We start from the raw sequence: 13,655 nt of genomic DNA on the forward strand, positions 1-13,655 counted from the left end.
GTTATCAGGGCCTTTAATTGGCCAACAGCTCTCTACGGACAATGTCTGCCCCTGCGCTCAATGCTTTCAACTTGCCGTTGGCGACATGCCGAGGTAAGGGGGCCATGCCGCAGTTGGTGCACGGGTAGAGTTTATCGGCATCAACAAATTGCAGTGCCTTGCGCAAGGTAGTGGCGACTTCCTCGGGCGTTTCAACGGCATGGTTCGCCACGTCAATGGCACCGACCATCACTTTTTTGCCACGCACAAGTTCCAACAACTCCATGGGCACGTGGGAGTTGTGGCACTCCAGCGAAATGATATCGATGCTGGATTGCTGCAGTTTGGGGAATGCCTGCTCGTACTGGCGCCACTCTGACCCCAACGACTTTTTCCAGTCAGTGTTGGCTTTGATGCCATAGCCATAGCAAATATGCACGGCGGTCTCACACTTCAGGCCTTCGATGGCCCTTTCCAGGGTTGCGACGCCCCAGTCATTCACCTCGTCGAAAAACACATTGAAGGCGGGTTCATCAAACTGGATGATGTCCACACCCGCGGCCTCCAGTTCCCTGGCTTCCTCGTTGAGAATTCTGGCAAATTCCCAAGCCAGTTTTTCACGGCTTTTATAGTGATTGTCATGCAACGTGTCGATCATGGTCATCGGGCCGGGTAACGCCCATTTGATCGGTTGCCCGGTTTGCTGACGCAAGAATTTTGCATCGTCTACAAATACCGGCTTCTGACGTGCAACAGCACCCACTACTGTCGGTACGCTTGCATCGTAGCGATTACGGATCCTGACTGTTTCACGCTGCTCGAAATCAACACCACTGAGGTGCTCGATGAACGTGGTTACAAAGTGTTGGCGTGTTTGCTCGCCATCGCTGACGATATCAATGCCGGCCTGCTGCTGCTCCTGCAATGCCAGACGCAGTGCATCCTGCTTGCCTTCGAGCAATGCCTGATCGTGCAACTTCCAGGGTGACCAGAGTGTTTCAGGCTGCGCCAGCCAGGACGGCTTCGGCAAACTACCAGCGGTTGAGGTAGGCAACAATTTTTTCACGGGATAAAAACCTATCGATTCAGGAAACGACGTTGCCAGCCCACTGCTCAAGCAGCGCGCGATATGGCGTGATGAAGTGCTGTTGGGCAAACTGCCCTTGCTCGATCGCCAGGCGGCTGCGCTCTTCGCGGTCATACACAATGCGCGTGAGCGAATAATCCTGATGTTTCAAGCTGGGCTGATAGCAGGCACCTGCAGCCGAATTGGCGTTGTATATTTCGGGGCGGTAAATTTTCTGGAAAGTATCCATCGTACTGATGGTGCTGATCAGTTCCAGGGGCGTGTAGTCACCGAGCAAATCGCCGGAGAAATAGAACGCCAATGGCGCGACGCTGTGAGGCGGCATGAAGTAACGCACCTTCAAGCCCATTTTCGCGAAGTACTCATCGGTCAGGGAATACGACTCTTGCCTGTATTCATGACCCAGCACGGGGTGATGATTTTCAGTGCGACGGTACGTTTTGCTGCTTGAAACACTCAGGCAAATCACCGGCGGTTTGTTGAACGCTGCCTTGTAAGTACTTGAGTTCACGAAATGCTTGAAGAGCTTTCCATGCAGCGTGCCAAAGTGCTCAGGCGTGCTGAACGCTGGCCGGTTTTCATTGTGCGCTGGCAACAATACGCTGAAGTCATAATCACGCACATAGGAAGAAAAGTTGTTCCCAACCATACCGGCAATACGTTCGCCGGTATGCTGGTCGAGGACGTGAGTACTCAACAATTCAATCAAGGGCAGCGTGTGCTCGTTGCTTTCGTCAGCAACATGCATTCTGACAGAAACAATATCAAGCCCGACGCGATAACGGTCGCCGGCTGGATTATCCCAGCTTGCCAAGGCATTGAAGCGGTTATCAATCATGCGCAAGGTATTGCGCAAATTTTCCTGACGGCTCGCACCCCGCGCCAAATTTGCGAAATTTGTAGTGGTGCGCGTGTTTTCGCAGGGCTGATAATGTTCATCAAAGCCAATGCTGCTGATGAAAAAACTAAAATCTTCGTTTGCCATGATGGGGGCCACTCAAATCTTTAAAGTCTCGACAATTGAGGCCTATTTTAAGTTGAGGCACTGTTCGAGCGGAACTGAATTGATTTCACAAACCCTTTAGTCGTGTTCATGACGCACTTACCCTGCAAACACCGGCAACGCCGGTGCCACAGCCACGGCAATATCAGAAGCGGTAGTCAGCCGTAACAAAGAATGACCGCGGCTCGCCCAAGTACCACTGCAACCCATTGTTGCTGGTGGTGGTAGCGTATTGGCGATCAAACAGGTTGTTCAGTTGCAGGCCCAACGTCAGGTCCGGTTGCACACGCCAGTCAATATTGGCATCCACCACCGTGTAACTCGGCACCTCGACGGTATTGGCGTTATCGGCATAACGGCTGTCGACATAGCGGGCGCCAGCACCGGCACTGAAGCGCTGGCCAAAGTCCTTGCTCAACCACAGGTTGGCCGACCGACGCGGCACGTCGGTTGGCCGGTTACCGGCATAATCGTCGCCACCGCTGGCAAACTCGTCGTAACGCGCCCTCACCCAGGCGGCATTGGCCGACAGCTGCACGTCGTACGGCAGGTTCAGCTCCAGGGTTGCCTCGATGCCGTCCGAAGACTGCTGGCCAACCTGCTGCTGCAACGTCGGGTTGAGCGGGTCGGTGCTGAGCAGCTTTTTCTTGACGATGTGATATGCCGCCAGGGTCCACTCCCCTCGCCCATCCGGTAGCACCTGCTTGATACCCACCTCGGTTTGTTTGGCGGTACTGAGGTCCCATTGCTGCTGGGCGGCGTTGAGGGTCAACAGGTTGCTGATCCCTTCGGTGCTGGTGGCGTACTGGCCGTACACCGACAAGTCTGGCGTCAAGGCGAACACCAGGCCGGCGCGCCAGTTATCGCCCGAAAGGCTGCGGTCGGTACGGGTATCGGCCAGCAGATCATCGCGGTTCAAGTGCACCTGGTCACGGCGTACCCCCGTGATCAACGACAAACGCTCGGTGAGTTGGGTGCGGTTTTCGGCAAACAGCGAGAATTGCCGGGCCTGGTTGGCCTCGCGTGAGCGGTATGGGTCGTTGCTGATGTACTCGCCACCGCCCGAGCCCGCCAATGGCACCGTATCGGTCAGGGTATTGCCGAAGTCGTGCTTGCGTACGAAGCGGATCGAGTTGTAGTCGGCGCCAACCACCGTCTGGCTGGCCAGGCCGAACAGCGAATGCTGCAGGGTGAAGGACTGGCGGTCGCCAATCTGGTCCTGGGTCTGCTTGATGCTGATGAAGTTGCTGCGCTGCACCTGGTCGCCCGGCAGCCAGGTGTAGGTTTCGGCATTGCGCCAACGGCGCTGGGCCTTGAGGAAGTACAGCTGGTTGCTGGCGGTGAGGGTGTCGTTGATCACCCAGTCTGTGACCAGGCGCGTGGACTGGTCGTTGTAATGCACCTCGGCGTTATCGACGTTGTAGTTGTGGTCACGCAGCGACTCACGAAAATGCCCGTTCACCAGCGGCGTGCCGAAGTACTGCTGCGGGTCCTGGTCCCCGTAGTCGTGGCTGAGGGTGACACTCAGGTCGTCGTTCGGCTGCCAGCGCAGGGAGCCGCTGATGGCGAGGCTTTGCGAGTCGCCACGGTCGACCCAGCCGTGGCTGGCCAGCTTGTTCAGGTTCAGGCGGTAGCTCAAGGTGTCGCTGAGCGAGCCACCGCTGTCCAGTGCCATCTGCCGGCGGTCATCGGAACCATACCCCAGGCGCACGTGGTTGCGGATTTCCCCCTCGAACGGTTTTTTCGGGACCACATTGATAACCGCCCCGGTTGCGCCCTCCCCGTACAGCACAGATGCCGGGCCACGCAGCACATCGATGCGCTCGACCGACCAAGTGTCCACCGGAAAGGTAACCGTACCAGCGCCCACGTACAGCCGCGTGCCGTCGTACAACTGCATGGTCGAACCGTGGCCGGTAAAGCCGCGCGCCGAAAGCGCCGTGCCACCGTTGCCCGGGTCGCCGATGAAGGTGATGCCCGGGGAGCGGGTAACCGCTTGCTGCACGGTGGCATTGTTGCGTGTGTCGATTTGCTCGGCGCTGATGCTGGTAACGCTTGCCGGGGTTTCCAGCGGCGTCAGGTTCAGCCGCGAACCGCTGGCATTGGGGGTATGCAGGTCGGGCGGCATATCTTGCCCGGCGATACCGGTGATGTCTGTTGCGGGCAGCGCGAGGGCCTTGTCGGCCTCGGCGGCCAACGCCGGCAGGGTGAAGAACACGCAGGGCACCAGGCTTGCACGCAGCAATGGGCCAGGCAGTGAACTGAACAGCGAATTACGGGACATGTCGTTCCACTTGAAGCAGGAATGGAAGAAGCCCGGAGGGAAAAACGCACAGGGAAACGCAGGCGCACGCGCCCACGCAAACCGGCCTGCGCCCGCCCACCGCGGGTTGCCTATCGATGCTTCAGGCCGGTCTCCGGGCTCACGAGGGTCATGAAGCATTCACCTTCCCATGCCAGAGCACAGTGGCCTTTCGAATGCTTCGCTCGCATACCGTTGCGGGGGCAGCGCCGGACTGATCATCACGCGATGACGAACCGGCTTCCCGTTTCACCCCAAGCTCGGCGGCAGGGGGCACCTGAAACAGGCGCGCAGATGACCATCAAATTGCCATAAGGTCAACCGGCAATCGTTAAAGCAGTAGTTTTTCTATCGCCAAGTGACAAGTAGTGTGGCTCTCTGCCTTGGCCGGCAGGTGCTAGCCTGACGACTCACACTTCATCATTAAATGTGTCTCAGGAGGCCGCATGTCAAAAGAAAAAGTCGCCATCATTATCGCCGGTGGCAGCGGTATGGGTGCAGCAGCTGCCAAACGCCTGGCTGCCGATGGTTTCAAGGTTGGCATCCTGTCCTCCTCGGGCAAGGGCGAGGCACTGGCCAAGGAACTGGGGGGTATCGGCATTACTGGCAGCAACCTGAGCACGCCAGACCTGCAGAGGCTCGTGGAAGCCGTGCACGAAAAGTGGGGCCGCATCGATGTGCTGGTGAACAGCGCAGGCCACGGGCCGCGCGCGCCAATCCTGGAAATCAGCGACGAAGACTGGCACAAGGGCATGGAAACCTACCTGCTCAACGTCATTCGCCCCACCCGCCTGGTTGCCCCGATCATGCAGCAGCAAAAAGGCGGCGTGATCATCAACATTTCCACCGCCTGGGCGTTCGAGCCCAGTGAACTGTTCCCCACCTCGGCTGTGTTCCGCTCTGGCCTTGCCGCTTTCACCAAGATCTTTGCGGACAACTACGCCGGCGACAACATCCGCATGAACAACATCCTGCCCGGCTGGATCGACAGCTTGCCGAGCACCGATCAACGTCGCGACAGCGTGCCGCTCAAGCGCTACGGCACGAGTGAAGAAATTGCCGCCACCGTTGCGTTCCTTGCCAGTGACGGAGCGGGTTACATCACGGGCCAGAACATCAAGGTCGATGGTGGCGTAACGCGCAGCGTTTGATCAACCTGCCATCGCCATCAGCCAGTTCCTGACGGTCGCCAAGGCTTGCGGCGGCCGCGCCTTGCGCGGCCATACCAGATAGAACGCCTTGTCCAACCGAAGTTGTTGGGCAAACACCTGAACCAGCCGCCCGGCGGCCACATCCGCTTTCACGAACTCAAGGTTTGCCAGGGCGATGCCTTGGCCATTGATGGCGGCTTCAATGGCCAACGAAGTCTGGTTGAAACGGATGTTCTTGGCGCTGCCCTGTGGATGCCCGGGAAACACCGCAGCAGCATATTCGGGCCAGAAGTTGTGCGCATCATGGAGCATCAAAAAGCCCTGCAGTGCCGCAAAATCATGCGGTAAGCCCTTCTCTGCGAGCAAGCCCGGGCTGGCCACCGCGACGATGCGCTGCTCCATCAACAACTCGGCATTCAGGCCCGGCCCGAACGGCGGCTGGCCGTAGCGCACGGCGATGTCGACGCCATCGTTGTGAAAATGCGAAAGCCGGTCGGTGGCCAGCACCCGCAGGTCGATGTCAGGGTGCGCATCGGCGAAAGCACCCAACTTGGGGATCAGCCACTTCGAGGCAAAGGTGGGCGTGACGCTGACCGTCAGGTGGGAAGGCGCCGGTTTGAGCAGACGCGTGGCTTCATCAAGCATCACAAAGGCACTGCGCACACTGGTGCTGTACGCATGGCCGGCATCCGTCAGGGCCAGGCCACGTGGCAGGCGCTTGAACAGTTTGAGGCTCAGGCTGGCCTCCAGGCCGCGTATCTGCTGTGCGACGGCGGCCTGTGTGACACCCAGCTCCTCTGCCGCCAAACGGAAGTTCAGATGGCGCGCTACGACCTCGAAGATGCGCAGGGCGTTGAGGGATGGCAAGGATGGAAAACCCGCTGGCATGGCCGCTGAAACTCTGTGGTCAGATTCAAACCTGAAGGCTAGCGGTCGAGGACGACAAAAGGAACCTTTGAATACTGGGATTGTGCTCCGCCGCCCGCACGCGTCGTCTGCTGAAACCTCCGGTACACGATGGCGCCCCCGATGCACGCACTCCTACAAGAAATCCTCGACCAGGTCCGCCCTTTGCTCAGCCAGGGCCAGGTTGCCCAGTACATTCCCGCCCTCGCCGAGATAGAGCCGCAACAACTGGGCATTGCCGTGCAAAGCCTGGACGGCCAGTTGCACTGTGCCGGCGATGCCACCACGCCGTTCTCGATCCAGAGCATCTCCAAGGTATTCAGCCTGGTGCAGGCCATCAGCCACAGCGGCGAGGGTATCTGGTCGCGGCTGGGTTACGAGCCGTCCGGCCAGGCCTTCAACTCGCTGGTGCAACTGGAGGTGGAAAAAGGCCGCCCGCGCAACCCCTTCATCAACGCCGGGGCGCTGGTGATCTGTGACATCAACCAGTCGCGCTACGCCACCCCTACCCTGTCGATGCGCGACTTCGTTCGCCGCCTGGCCGGCAATCCGCGAATCGTCAGCGACGCGGTAGTGGCCGAGTCCGAGTACCAGCACCGTGCCCGCAACGCGGCAATGGCCTACCTGATGCAGGCTTTTGGCAACTTCCACAACGACGTCGACGCTGTGCTGCGTAGTTACTTCCACCACTGCGCCCTGTCGATGAGCTGCGTGGACGTGGCCCGGGGCTTTGCCTTCCTGGCCAACCGCGGGCTCTGCCCCAATAGCCATGAGCAGGTGATCAGCCCACGCCAGGCCCAGCAAGTGAACGCGATCATGGCTACCAGCGGGCTGTATGACGAGGCGGGCAACTTTGCCTACCGGGTCGGCCTGCCGGGCAAGAGCGGGGTGGGCGGTGGCATCGTGGCGGTGGTGCCGGGGCGCTACAGCATCTGCGTGTGGTCACCAGCGCTGAACGCCTCGGGTAACTCGCTGGCAGGCTTGCGGGCGCTGGAGCTGTTGAGTGAACGCCTGACCGGCTCGGTATTCTCGCCGGTGCTCTGAAACACGCCGCGTTTTGGCACGGGCGCCCCAAGTTGGCGCCCCACGCGCCCCAAAAGCACACACCCCGCCCTGAAGGTGCTCGCCCAGTGGCACCCGTTCCCGACGTAAACCCCGCTGCCACGGCCCGTTGCTCGATAATCTGACCAATTGGCCATGTTTTTGCTTTGCACCCTGCTCATCACCCAAAACCTTTGAGCAGCCCCATGTCCGAACGCCCCCCACACCAGCGCCTCGAACTGCGCGCCATCACCAAGCGCTACCCGGGCACGCTGGCCAACGACCGCATCGACCTGCGCATCGCGCCCGGTGAAATTCATGCCTTGCTGGGCGAAAACGGCGCCGGCAAAAGCACCCTGATGAAAATCATCTACGGCGTCACCGCGCCGGATGCCGGCCAGGTGATCTGGGAAGGTCAACCCGTGCAAGTACGTGACCCGGCCCAGGCCCGGGGGCTTGGCATTGGCATGGTGTTCCAGCATTTCTCGCTGTTCGAGACCCTCACCGTGGCGGAAAACATCGCCCTGGCCATGGGCCGCGAGGCCGGCACACCCAAGCAGCTGGCACCGCGCATTCGCGAAGTGTCGCAGCGCTATGGCATGGCGCTGGAGCCCGAGCGCCTGGTACACAGCCTGTCGATTGGCGAACGCCAGCGGGTGGAGATCGTTCGCTGCCTGATGCAGCAGATCAAGCTGCTGATCCTTGACGAGCCCACCTCGGTGCTGACGCCCCAGGAGGTCGAAGAGCTGTTCGTGACCCTGCGCGCCCTGGCCGCCGAAGGTTGCAGCATCCTGTTCATCAGCCACAAGCTCAACGAAGTGCGGGCGCTGTGCCACAGCGCCACGGTGCTGCGCGGCGGGCGTGTGTCGGGTGACTGCGTACCCGCCGAATGCAGCGACCTGCAACTGGCGCGGTTGATGGTCGGCGACGCCGAAGGCCTGGAAGCCAGCTACCCGAAGCGCGACGGCGGCCTGCCGCGCCTGCGGGTGGACGACTTGAGCTGGCGCAACAAAGACCCGTTCGGCACCTCATTCGAGCGCCTTCGCCTGGAAGTACGCAGCGGCGAAATCGTTGGCATCGCCGGCGTTGCCGGCAATGGCCAGGACGAACTGCTGGCCCTGCTCAGCGGCGAAACCCGCCTGCCCGCCAGCGAGCGCGAACGCATCACCCTCGACACCCAGCCCATGGCCCACCTCTACCCGGATGCCCGCCGCGCCTTGGGCCTGGCATTCGTACCCGCCGAACGCCTGGGCCATGGCGCCGTGCCGGACATGAGCCTGGCCGACAATGCTCTGCTCACCGCCTTCCAGCAAGGCCTGGTCAGCCGCGGGCTGGTGCGCTCGGGCAAGGTCCAGGCCCTGGCCGAACAAATCATCCAGCGCTTCGCGGTGAAGACGCCCGGCACCCAGGCCCCGGCGCACAGCCTGTCTGGCGGCAACCTGCAGAAATTCATCCTCGGCCGCGAGGTGCTGCAAAACCCCAAACTGCTGATCGCAGCCCACCCGACCTGGGGCGTGGATGTAGGCGCGGCAGCCGCCATCCACCGCGCGCTCATCGCCCTGCGCGATGCGGGGGCAGCGATTTTGGTGATTTCCGAAGACCTCGACGAGCTGTTCCAGATCAGCGACCGCATCGGCGCCCTGTGCAGCGGGCGCCTGTCGCCGCTCAAGGCCACCGCAAGCACCCACACCGTAGAAGTCGGCGGCTGGATGGCCGGCCAGTTCGACACCCCACAAGACGCCGCCTGACGAGAGCCTGCCATGTTGCTATCCCTCGAACCCCGTACCCAGCAGTCGCGCGCCATGCTGCTGCTTTCGCCCCTGCTGGCCGGCCTGCTGACGCTGCTGAGCGGCGCGCTGCTGTTCAGCGCGTTGGGGCATGACCCGCTGAACACCTTCCACACCCTGCTGATCGAGCCGGTCAGCGACCTTTACGGCGTCAGCGAGTTGCTGCTCAAGGCGCTACCGATTCTGCTCTGCGCGTTCGGCCTGGCCGTGGCCTACCAGGCGCGTATCTGGAACATCGGCGCCGAAGGCCAGCTGTTGATCGGCGCCCTGGCCGGCAGTGCCGTGGCCCTGCAGCTGATCGATTGGGAAAGCCGCTGGGCGCTGCTGTGGGTGCTCGCCGCCGGCACCCTGGCAGGCGCTTTGTGGGGCGCGCTCGCCGCGTGGCTGCGCACGCACTTCAATGCCAACGAAATCCTGACCACCATCATGCTCAACTACATCGCCCTGAACCTGCTGCTGTACTTCGTGCACGGCCCGCTGAAGGACCCGGACGGCTTCAGCTTCCCGCAGTCGGCCATGTTTGGCGATGCCAGTCGGCTGCCGGCGTTGTTCGAAGATGGCCGGCTGCATGTGGGCATTTACTTCGTGCTGCTGGCCCTGGTGGCGGTGTGGGTGCTGCTGCACAAGAGCTTTCTGGGCTTTCAGATCAAGGTGCTCGGGCTGGATCAGCGCGCCGCCGGCTTTGTTGGCTTTCGTGAAAAGCGCCTGGTGTGGCTGGCGCTGCTGATCAGCGGTGGCCTGGCGGGCCTGGTTGGGGTCAGTGAGGTCAGCGGCCCGATCGGCCAACTGGTGCCGCAGGTGTCGCCCGGCTATGGCTACGCCGCGATCACCGTGGCATTTCTCGGCCGACTCAACCCGTTCGGCATCCTCGCCGCCGGCCTGCTGATGGCCCTGTTGTACCTGGGCGGTGAAAACGCACAGATGAGCCTCAACCTGCCGCCTTCGCTGACCGGGTTGTTCCAGGGAATGATGCTGTTTTACCTGCTGGCCTGCGACGTGCTGATTCTTTACCGGCCACGCCTGAACCTGCACTGGCGTCGCCGTGCGCCGCTGGCTGAAGCGGCCCGTGCCTGACCTCCCCTGACCTTTTTGTTGCCTGCCGCCGCTTGCGCGCAGGCTGAGGCTTCAACGATGGATCTTGATCTGCTCGGCAACATCCTTTACGCCATGGTGCGCTGCGGCACGCCATTGCTGCTGGTCGCCCTGGGTGAACTGGTGTGCGAGAAAAGCGGCGTCCTCAACCTCGGCCAGGAGGGCATGATGCTGTTCGGCGCCGTGGTGGGCTTCATCGCCGCGTACGCCACCGGCAACCTGTGGCTGGGCGTGCTGATGGCGTGCCTGGCCGGCATGCTGCTGTCGGCACTGTTTGCCCTGGTGGCCCTGGGCTGCCAGGCCAACCAGGTGGCCACGGGCCTTGCCCTGACCATCTTTGGCGTGGGGCTTTCCTCGTTCGTGGGCGCCGCCTGGGTGGGCAAGCCATTGACCGGTTTCGAGCCGGTGGCGATCCCGCTGCTGTCGGACCTGCCGATCATCGGCCACATGCTGTTTAACCAGGATGTGCTGGTTTACCTGTCGTTCGCCCTGTTCGGGTTGATTACCTGGGTACTGCTGAAAAGCCGCACCGGCCTGATCCTCCAGGCCGTGGGTGAAAACCCTGACGCTGCCAGCGCCATGGGCCTGCCGGTGCTGCGCGTACGCACCCTGGCGGTGCTGTTTGGCGGCGCCATGGCCGGGCTGGCCGGCGGCTACCTGTCGCTGGCCTACACCCCGATGTGGGCAGAAAACATGACCGCCGGGCGCGGCTGGATTGCCCTGGCGCTGGTGGTGTTCGCCAGCTGGCGGGTACTGCGGGTGCTGCTCGGCGCCTACCTGTTCGGCCTGGCCAGCATTCTTCACCTGGTCGCCCAGGGCATTGGCGTGAGCTTCCCGGCCAACCTGCTGGCGATGCTGCCATACGTGGCAACGATCCTGGTGCTGGTGGTGCTGTCACGCGATGCCATCAAGACCCGCCTGTACGCCCCGGTCTCCCTTGGCCAGCCCTGGAAAGGTGGCCATTGAAGCACCCTGCTGCCACGCACTGCCAATACACACAATAAACAGGAGTAAAACCCCGATGCATCCGAAGAAAACCAAGCACCTGCTGCGCGCCCTCGCCACCGCCATCGGCCTGACCACCGCCCTGTCCGCCAGCGCCGCCGACCCGCTGAAAGTCGGCTTCGTCTACATCGGCCCCATCGGCGACCACGGCTGGACCTACCAGCACGAGCAGGGCCGCCAGGCGCTGATCAAACAGTTCGGCGACAAGGTCGACACCACCTTCGTCGAAAACGTACCGGAAGGCGCCGACGCCGAGCGGGTCATTCGCAATATGGCCAAGGGCGGCTACGACCTGGTGTTCGCCACCTCCTTCGGCTACATGAACCCCACCGCCAAGGTAGCCAAGCAGTTCCCCAAGGTCACCTTCGAGCACGCCACCGGCTACAAGCAGGACAAGAACCTCGGCACCTATCTGGCCACCTCCTATGAAGGCCGTTATGTGGGCGGCTACCTGGCCGCCAAAATGACCAAGAGCAAAAAGGTGGGCTACGTTGCCTCCTTCCCGATCCCGGAAGTGCTGCGCGACATCAACGCCATCCAGTTGGCCCTGGACAAGTACAACCCCGGCACCGAAATCAAGGTGGTGTGGGTCAACTCCTGGTTCGACCCCGGCAAGGAAGCCGATGCCGCCAACGCCCTGATCGACCAAGGTGTGGACGTACTGTTCCAGCACACCGACAGCCCGGCCCCGATCCAGACCGCCGAGCGCCGCGGCATCTACGCCGTGGGCTATGCCTCCGACATGGCCCACTTCGGGCCCAAGGCCGTGCTGACCTCCATCGTCAACAACTGGGGCCCGCACTACATCAAGAGCACCCAGGCGGTGATCGATGGCACCTGGAAGCCCAACGACTACTGGGGCGGCCTGGCCGAAGGCACCGTCGAGCTGCCGATCAGCAACCTGGTGCCCGCCGATGTGAAAAGCGGTGCCGAGCAGATCATCGCCAGCATCAAGGACGGCTCGTTCCACCCGTTCACCGGCCCGATCCTGGACCAGAGCGGCGCGGTCAGAATCCCTGAAGGCGCGGTGGCCAGCAACGCGGAACTGGCGGGCATGAACTACTACGTCAAAGGCATCACCGCCCAGCTGCCGAAATAACAACTGACTGCCCGGGCTGGCCCTTTCGCGGGCCAAGCCCGTGCTTGCGGCCACACTCCATTGGTGCCTGAATGAATACCCTGCCCATCATCGACATCACCCCGCTGTACCAGCAAGACCCCGAAGCCCGCCACGCCGTGGCCCGGCAAATTGACGCGGCCTGCCGCCAGTGGGGCTTCTACTACATCAAGGGCCACCCCATTCCGGCCTCGCGCATTGCCGAACTGCAAGCTGCCGCCGAGCGCTTCTTCGCGTTGCCGGCCGAAGAAAAGCTGCGCATCGACATCACCCAAAGCGCGCACCATCGCGGCTACGGCGCCATCGCCACCGAGCAGCTCGACCCGACCCGGCCGAGTGACCTGAAAGAAACCTTCGACATGGGCTTTCACATGCCCGCCGACCACCCCGACGTGGTCGCCGCAAAACCCCTGCGCGGCCCCAATCGCCACCCCGACGTGGCTGGCTGGGAAGCACTGCTGCAGCAGCACTACGAAGACATGCACGCGTTGTCGCTGACGTTGCTGCGGGCCATGGCCAATGCCCTGGAGATCGAAGATGACTTTTTCGACCAACGCTTTGCCGACCCCATCAGCGTGTTCCGCATGATCCACTACCCGCCACGTCAGGCCGCCAGCAGCGCAGAGCAACAGGGCGCCGGCGCGCACACCGACTACGGCTGCGTGACCCTGCTGTACCAGGACAACGCCGGCGGCTTGCAGGTGCAAAGCCGGGACGGCCACTGGATTGACGCCCCGCCCATCGCGGGCACCTACGTGGTCAACATTGGCGACATGATGGCGCGCTGGAGCAATGACCGCTACACGTCCACCCCGCACCGGGTGATCAGCCCGCTGGGCGTGGATCGCTACTCCATGCCGTTTTTTGCCGAGCCGCACCCGGACACAGAGATCAGCTGCCTGCCTAATTGCTCCGGGCCGCAGAACCCGGCGCGATACCCGGCGGTTTCGTGCAGCGATTACATGCTGTCGCGGTTTGCCGAGACGTACGCTTACCGGCGCGAGGCCTGACAGACCGTGTGAGATGGCACGGGCGTTGCCCGTGTTCGCGGCTGAAGCCGCTCCTACAGGTCATGTGCCAATTCTGAAATCGGCAGTATTCCTGTAGGAGCGGCTTTAGCCGCGATCACCGGCTAAGCCGGTGCCAGGCTACCCGGTGGTGTCTGCTATCTTCGTAACCACTACG

Annotated in this window: 11 protein-coding genes and 1 riboswitch; of the genes, 7 read left to right on the top strand and 4 right to left on the bottom strand. The window is 62.0% G+C overall.

The genetic code is table 11. The features are described from left to right. Positions 1–13 precede the first annotated feature (13 nt). The 3 genes from PVV54_RS14905 to PVV54_RS14915 form a co-directional block, all read right to left on the bottom strand. Positions 14–1,045, bottom strand: coding sequence for a methionine synthase (locus PVV54_RS14905; protein ID WP_274905985.1), 1,032 nt, complete (start codon positions 1,043–1,045; stop codon positions 14–16). A gap of 19 nt (positions 1,046–1,064) precedes the next feature. Continuing rightward, positions 1,065–2,051, bottom strand: a complete 987-nt coding sequence (locus PVV54_RS14910) for a DUF1852 domain-containing protein (protein WP_274905986.1) — start codon at positions 2,049–2,051, stop codon at positions 1,065–1,067. A 163-nt stretch (positions 2,052–2,214) separates the two neighbouring features. After that, positions 2,215–4,353 (bottom strand): TonB-dependent receptor, encoded by a 2,139-nt coding sequence (locus PVV54_RS14915; protein WP_274905987.1) that lies wholly within the window; start codon positions 4,351–4,353, stop codon positions 2,215–2,217. Positions 4,354–4,460: 107 nt separating this feature from the next. Beyond that, positions 4,461–4,667: riboswitch (cobalamin riboswitch) on the bottom strand. A gap of 150 nt (positions 4,668–4,817) precedes the next feature. On the opposite strand from PVV54_RS14915, the gene PVV54_RS14920 reads away from it, so the two are divergent. Then, positions 4,818–5,522 carry an SDR family oxidoreductase gene (locus PVV54_RS14920; protein WP_274905988.1) on the top strand — a complete coding sequence of 235 codons (705 nt, stop codon included), beginning with the start codon at positions 4,818–4,820 and terminating at the stop codon, positions 5,520–5,522. Here the strand turns inward: PVV54_RS14920 and PVV54_RS14925 are convergent, their stop codons facing one another. Continuing rightward, positions 5,523–6,410, bottom strand: a complete 888-nt coding sequence (locus PVV54_RS14925; protein WP_274905989.1) for a LysR substrate-binding domain-containing protein — start codon at positions 6,408–6,410, stop codon at positions 5,523–5,525. 141 nt (positions 6,411–6,551) lie between these two features. On the opposite strand from PVV54_RS14925, the gene glsB reads away from it, so the two are divergent. From glsB to PVV54_RS14955, 6 genes are all read left to right on the top strand, one after another. Then, positions 6,552–7,472: a glutaminase B gene (glsB, locus tag PVV54_RS14930; RefSeq protein WP_274905990.1), complete on the top strand. Its 921-nt coding sequence runs from the start codon at positions 6,552–6,554 to the stop codon at positions 7,470–7,472. Positions 7,473–7,663: 191 nt separating this feature from the next. Beyond that, positions 7,664–9,217, top strand: a complete 1,554-nt coding sequence (locus PVV54_RS14935; protein ID WP_274905991.1) for an ABC transporter ATP-binding protein — start codon at positions 7,664–7,666, stop codon at positions 9,215–9,217. A gap of 12 nt (positions 9,218–9,229) precedes the next feature. Then, positions 9,230–10,330 (top strand): ABC transporter permease, encoded by a 1,101-nt coding sequence (locus PVV54_RS14940; RefSeq protein WP_274905992.1) that lies wholly within the window; start codon positions 9,230–9,232, stop codon positions 10,328–10,330. Positions 10,331–10,387: 57 nt separating this feature from the next. After that, positions 10,388–11,314 (top strand): ABC transporter permease, encoded by a 927-nt coding sequence (locus PVV54_RS14945; protein ID WP_274905993.1) that lies wholly within the window; start codon positions 10,388–10,390, stop codon positions 11,312–11,314. 55 nt (positions 11,315–11,369) lie between these two features. Next, entirely contained in the window at positions 11,370–12,452 is a 1,083-nt protein-coding gene (locus PVV54_RS14950) for a BMP family ABC transporter substrate-binding protein (RefSeq protein ID WP_274905994.1), read from the top strand. Between the two features lie 71 nt (positions 12,453–12,523). Next, positions 12,524–13,480 (top strand): isopenicillin N synthase family dioxygenase, encoded by a 957-nt coding sequence (locus tag PVV54_RS14955; RefSeq protein WP_274905995.1) that lies wholly within the window; start codon positions 12,524–12,526, stop codon positions 13,478–13,480. Positions 13,481–13,655: the final 175 nt, after the last annotated feature.

Source organism: Pseudomonas sp. PSKL.D1 (genome assembly GCF_028898945.1).
Lineage (GTDB): Bacteria > Pseudomonadota > Gammaproteobacteria > Pseudomonadales > Pseudomonadaceae > Aquipseudomonas.

Coding starts and splice junctions, on each gene's coding strand:
- PVV54_RS14945 (WP_274905993.1), top strand. CDS start 10,388: ATGGATCTTGATCTGCTCGGCAACATCCTTTACGCCATGGTGCGCTGC.
- PVV54_RS14925 (WP_274905989.1), bottom strand. CDS start 6,410: ATGCCAGCGGGTTTTCCATCCTTGCCATCCCTCAACGCCCTGCGCATC.
- PVV54_RS14915 (WP_274905987.1), bottom strand. CDS start 4,353: ATGTCCCGTAATTCGCTGTTCAGTTCACTGCCTGGCCCATTGCTGCGT.
- PVV54_RS14955 (WP_274905995.1), top strand. CDS start 12,524: ATGAATACCCTGCCCATCATCGACATCACCCCGCTGTACCAGCAAGAC.
- PVV54_RS14920 (WP_274905988.1), top strand. CDS start 4,818: ATGTCAAAAGAAAAAGTCGCCATCATTATCGCCGGTGGCAGCGGTATG.
- PVV54_RS14910 (WP_274905986.1), bottom strand. CDS start 2,051: ATGGCAAACGAAGATTTTAGTTTTTTCATCAGCAGCATTGGCTTTGAT.
- PVV54_RS14940 (WP_274905992.1), top strand. CDS start 9,230: ATGTTGCTATCCCTCGAACCCCGTACCCAGCAGTCGCGCGCCATGCTG.
- glsB (WP_274905990.1), top strand. CDS start 6,552: ATGCACGCACTCCTACAAGAAATCCTCGACCAGGTCCGCCCTTTGCTC.
- PVV54_RS14950 (WP_274905994.1), top strand. CDS start 11,370: ATGCATCCGAAGAAAACCAAGCACCTGCTGCGCGCCCTCGCCACCGCC.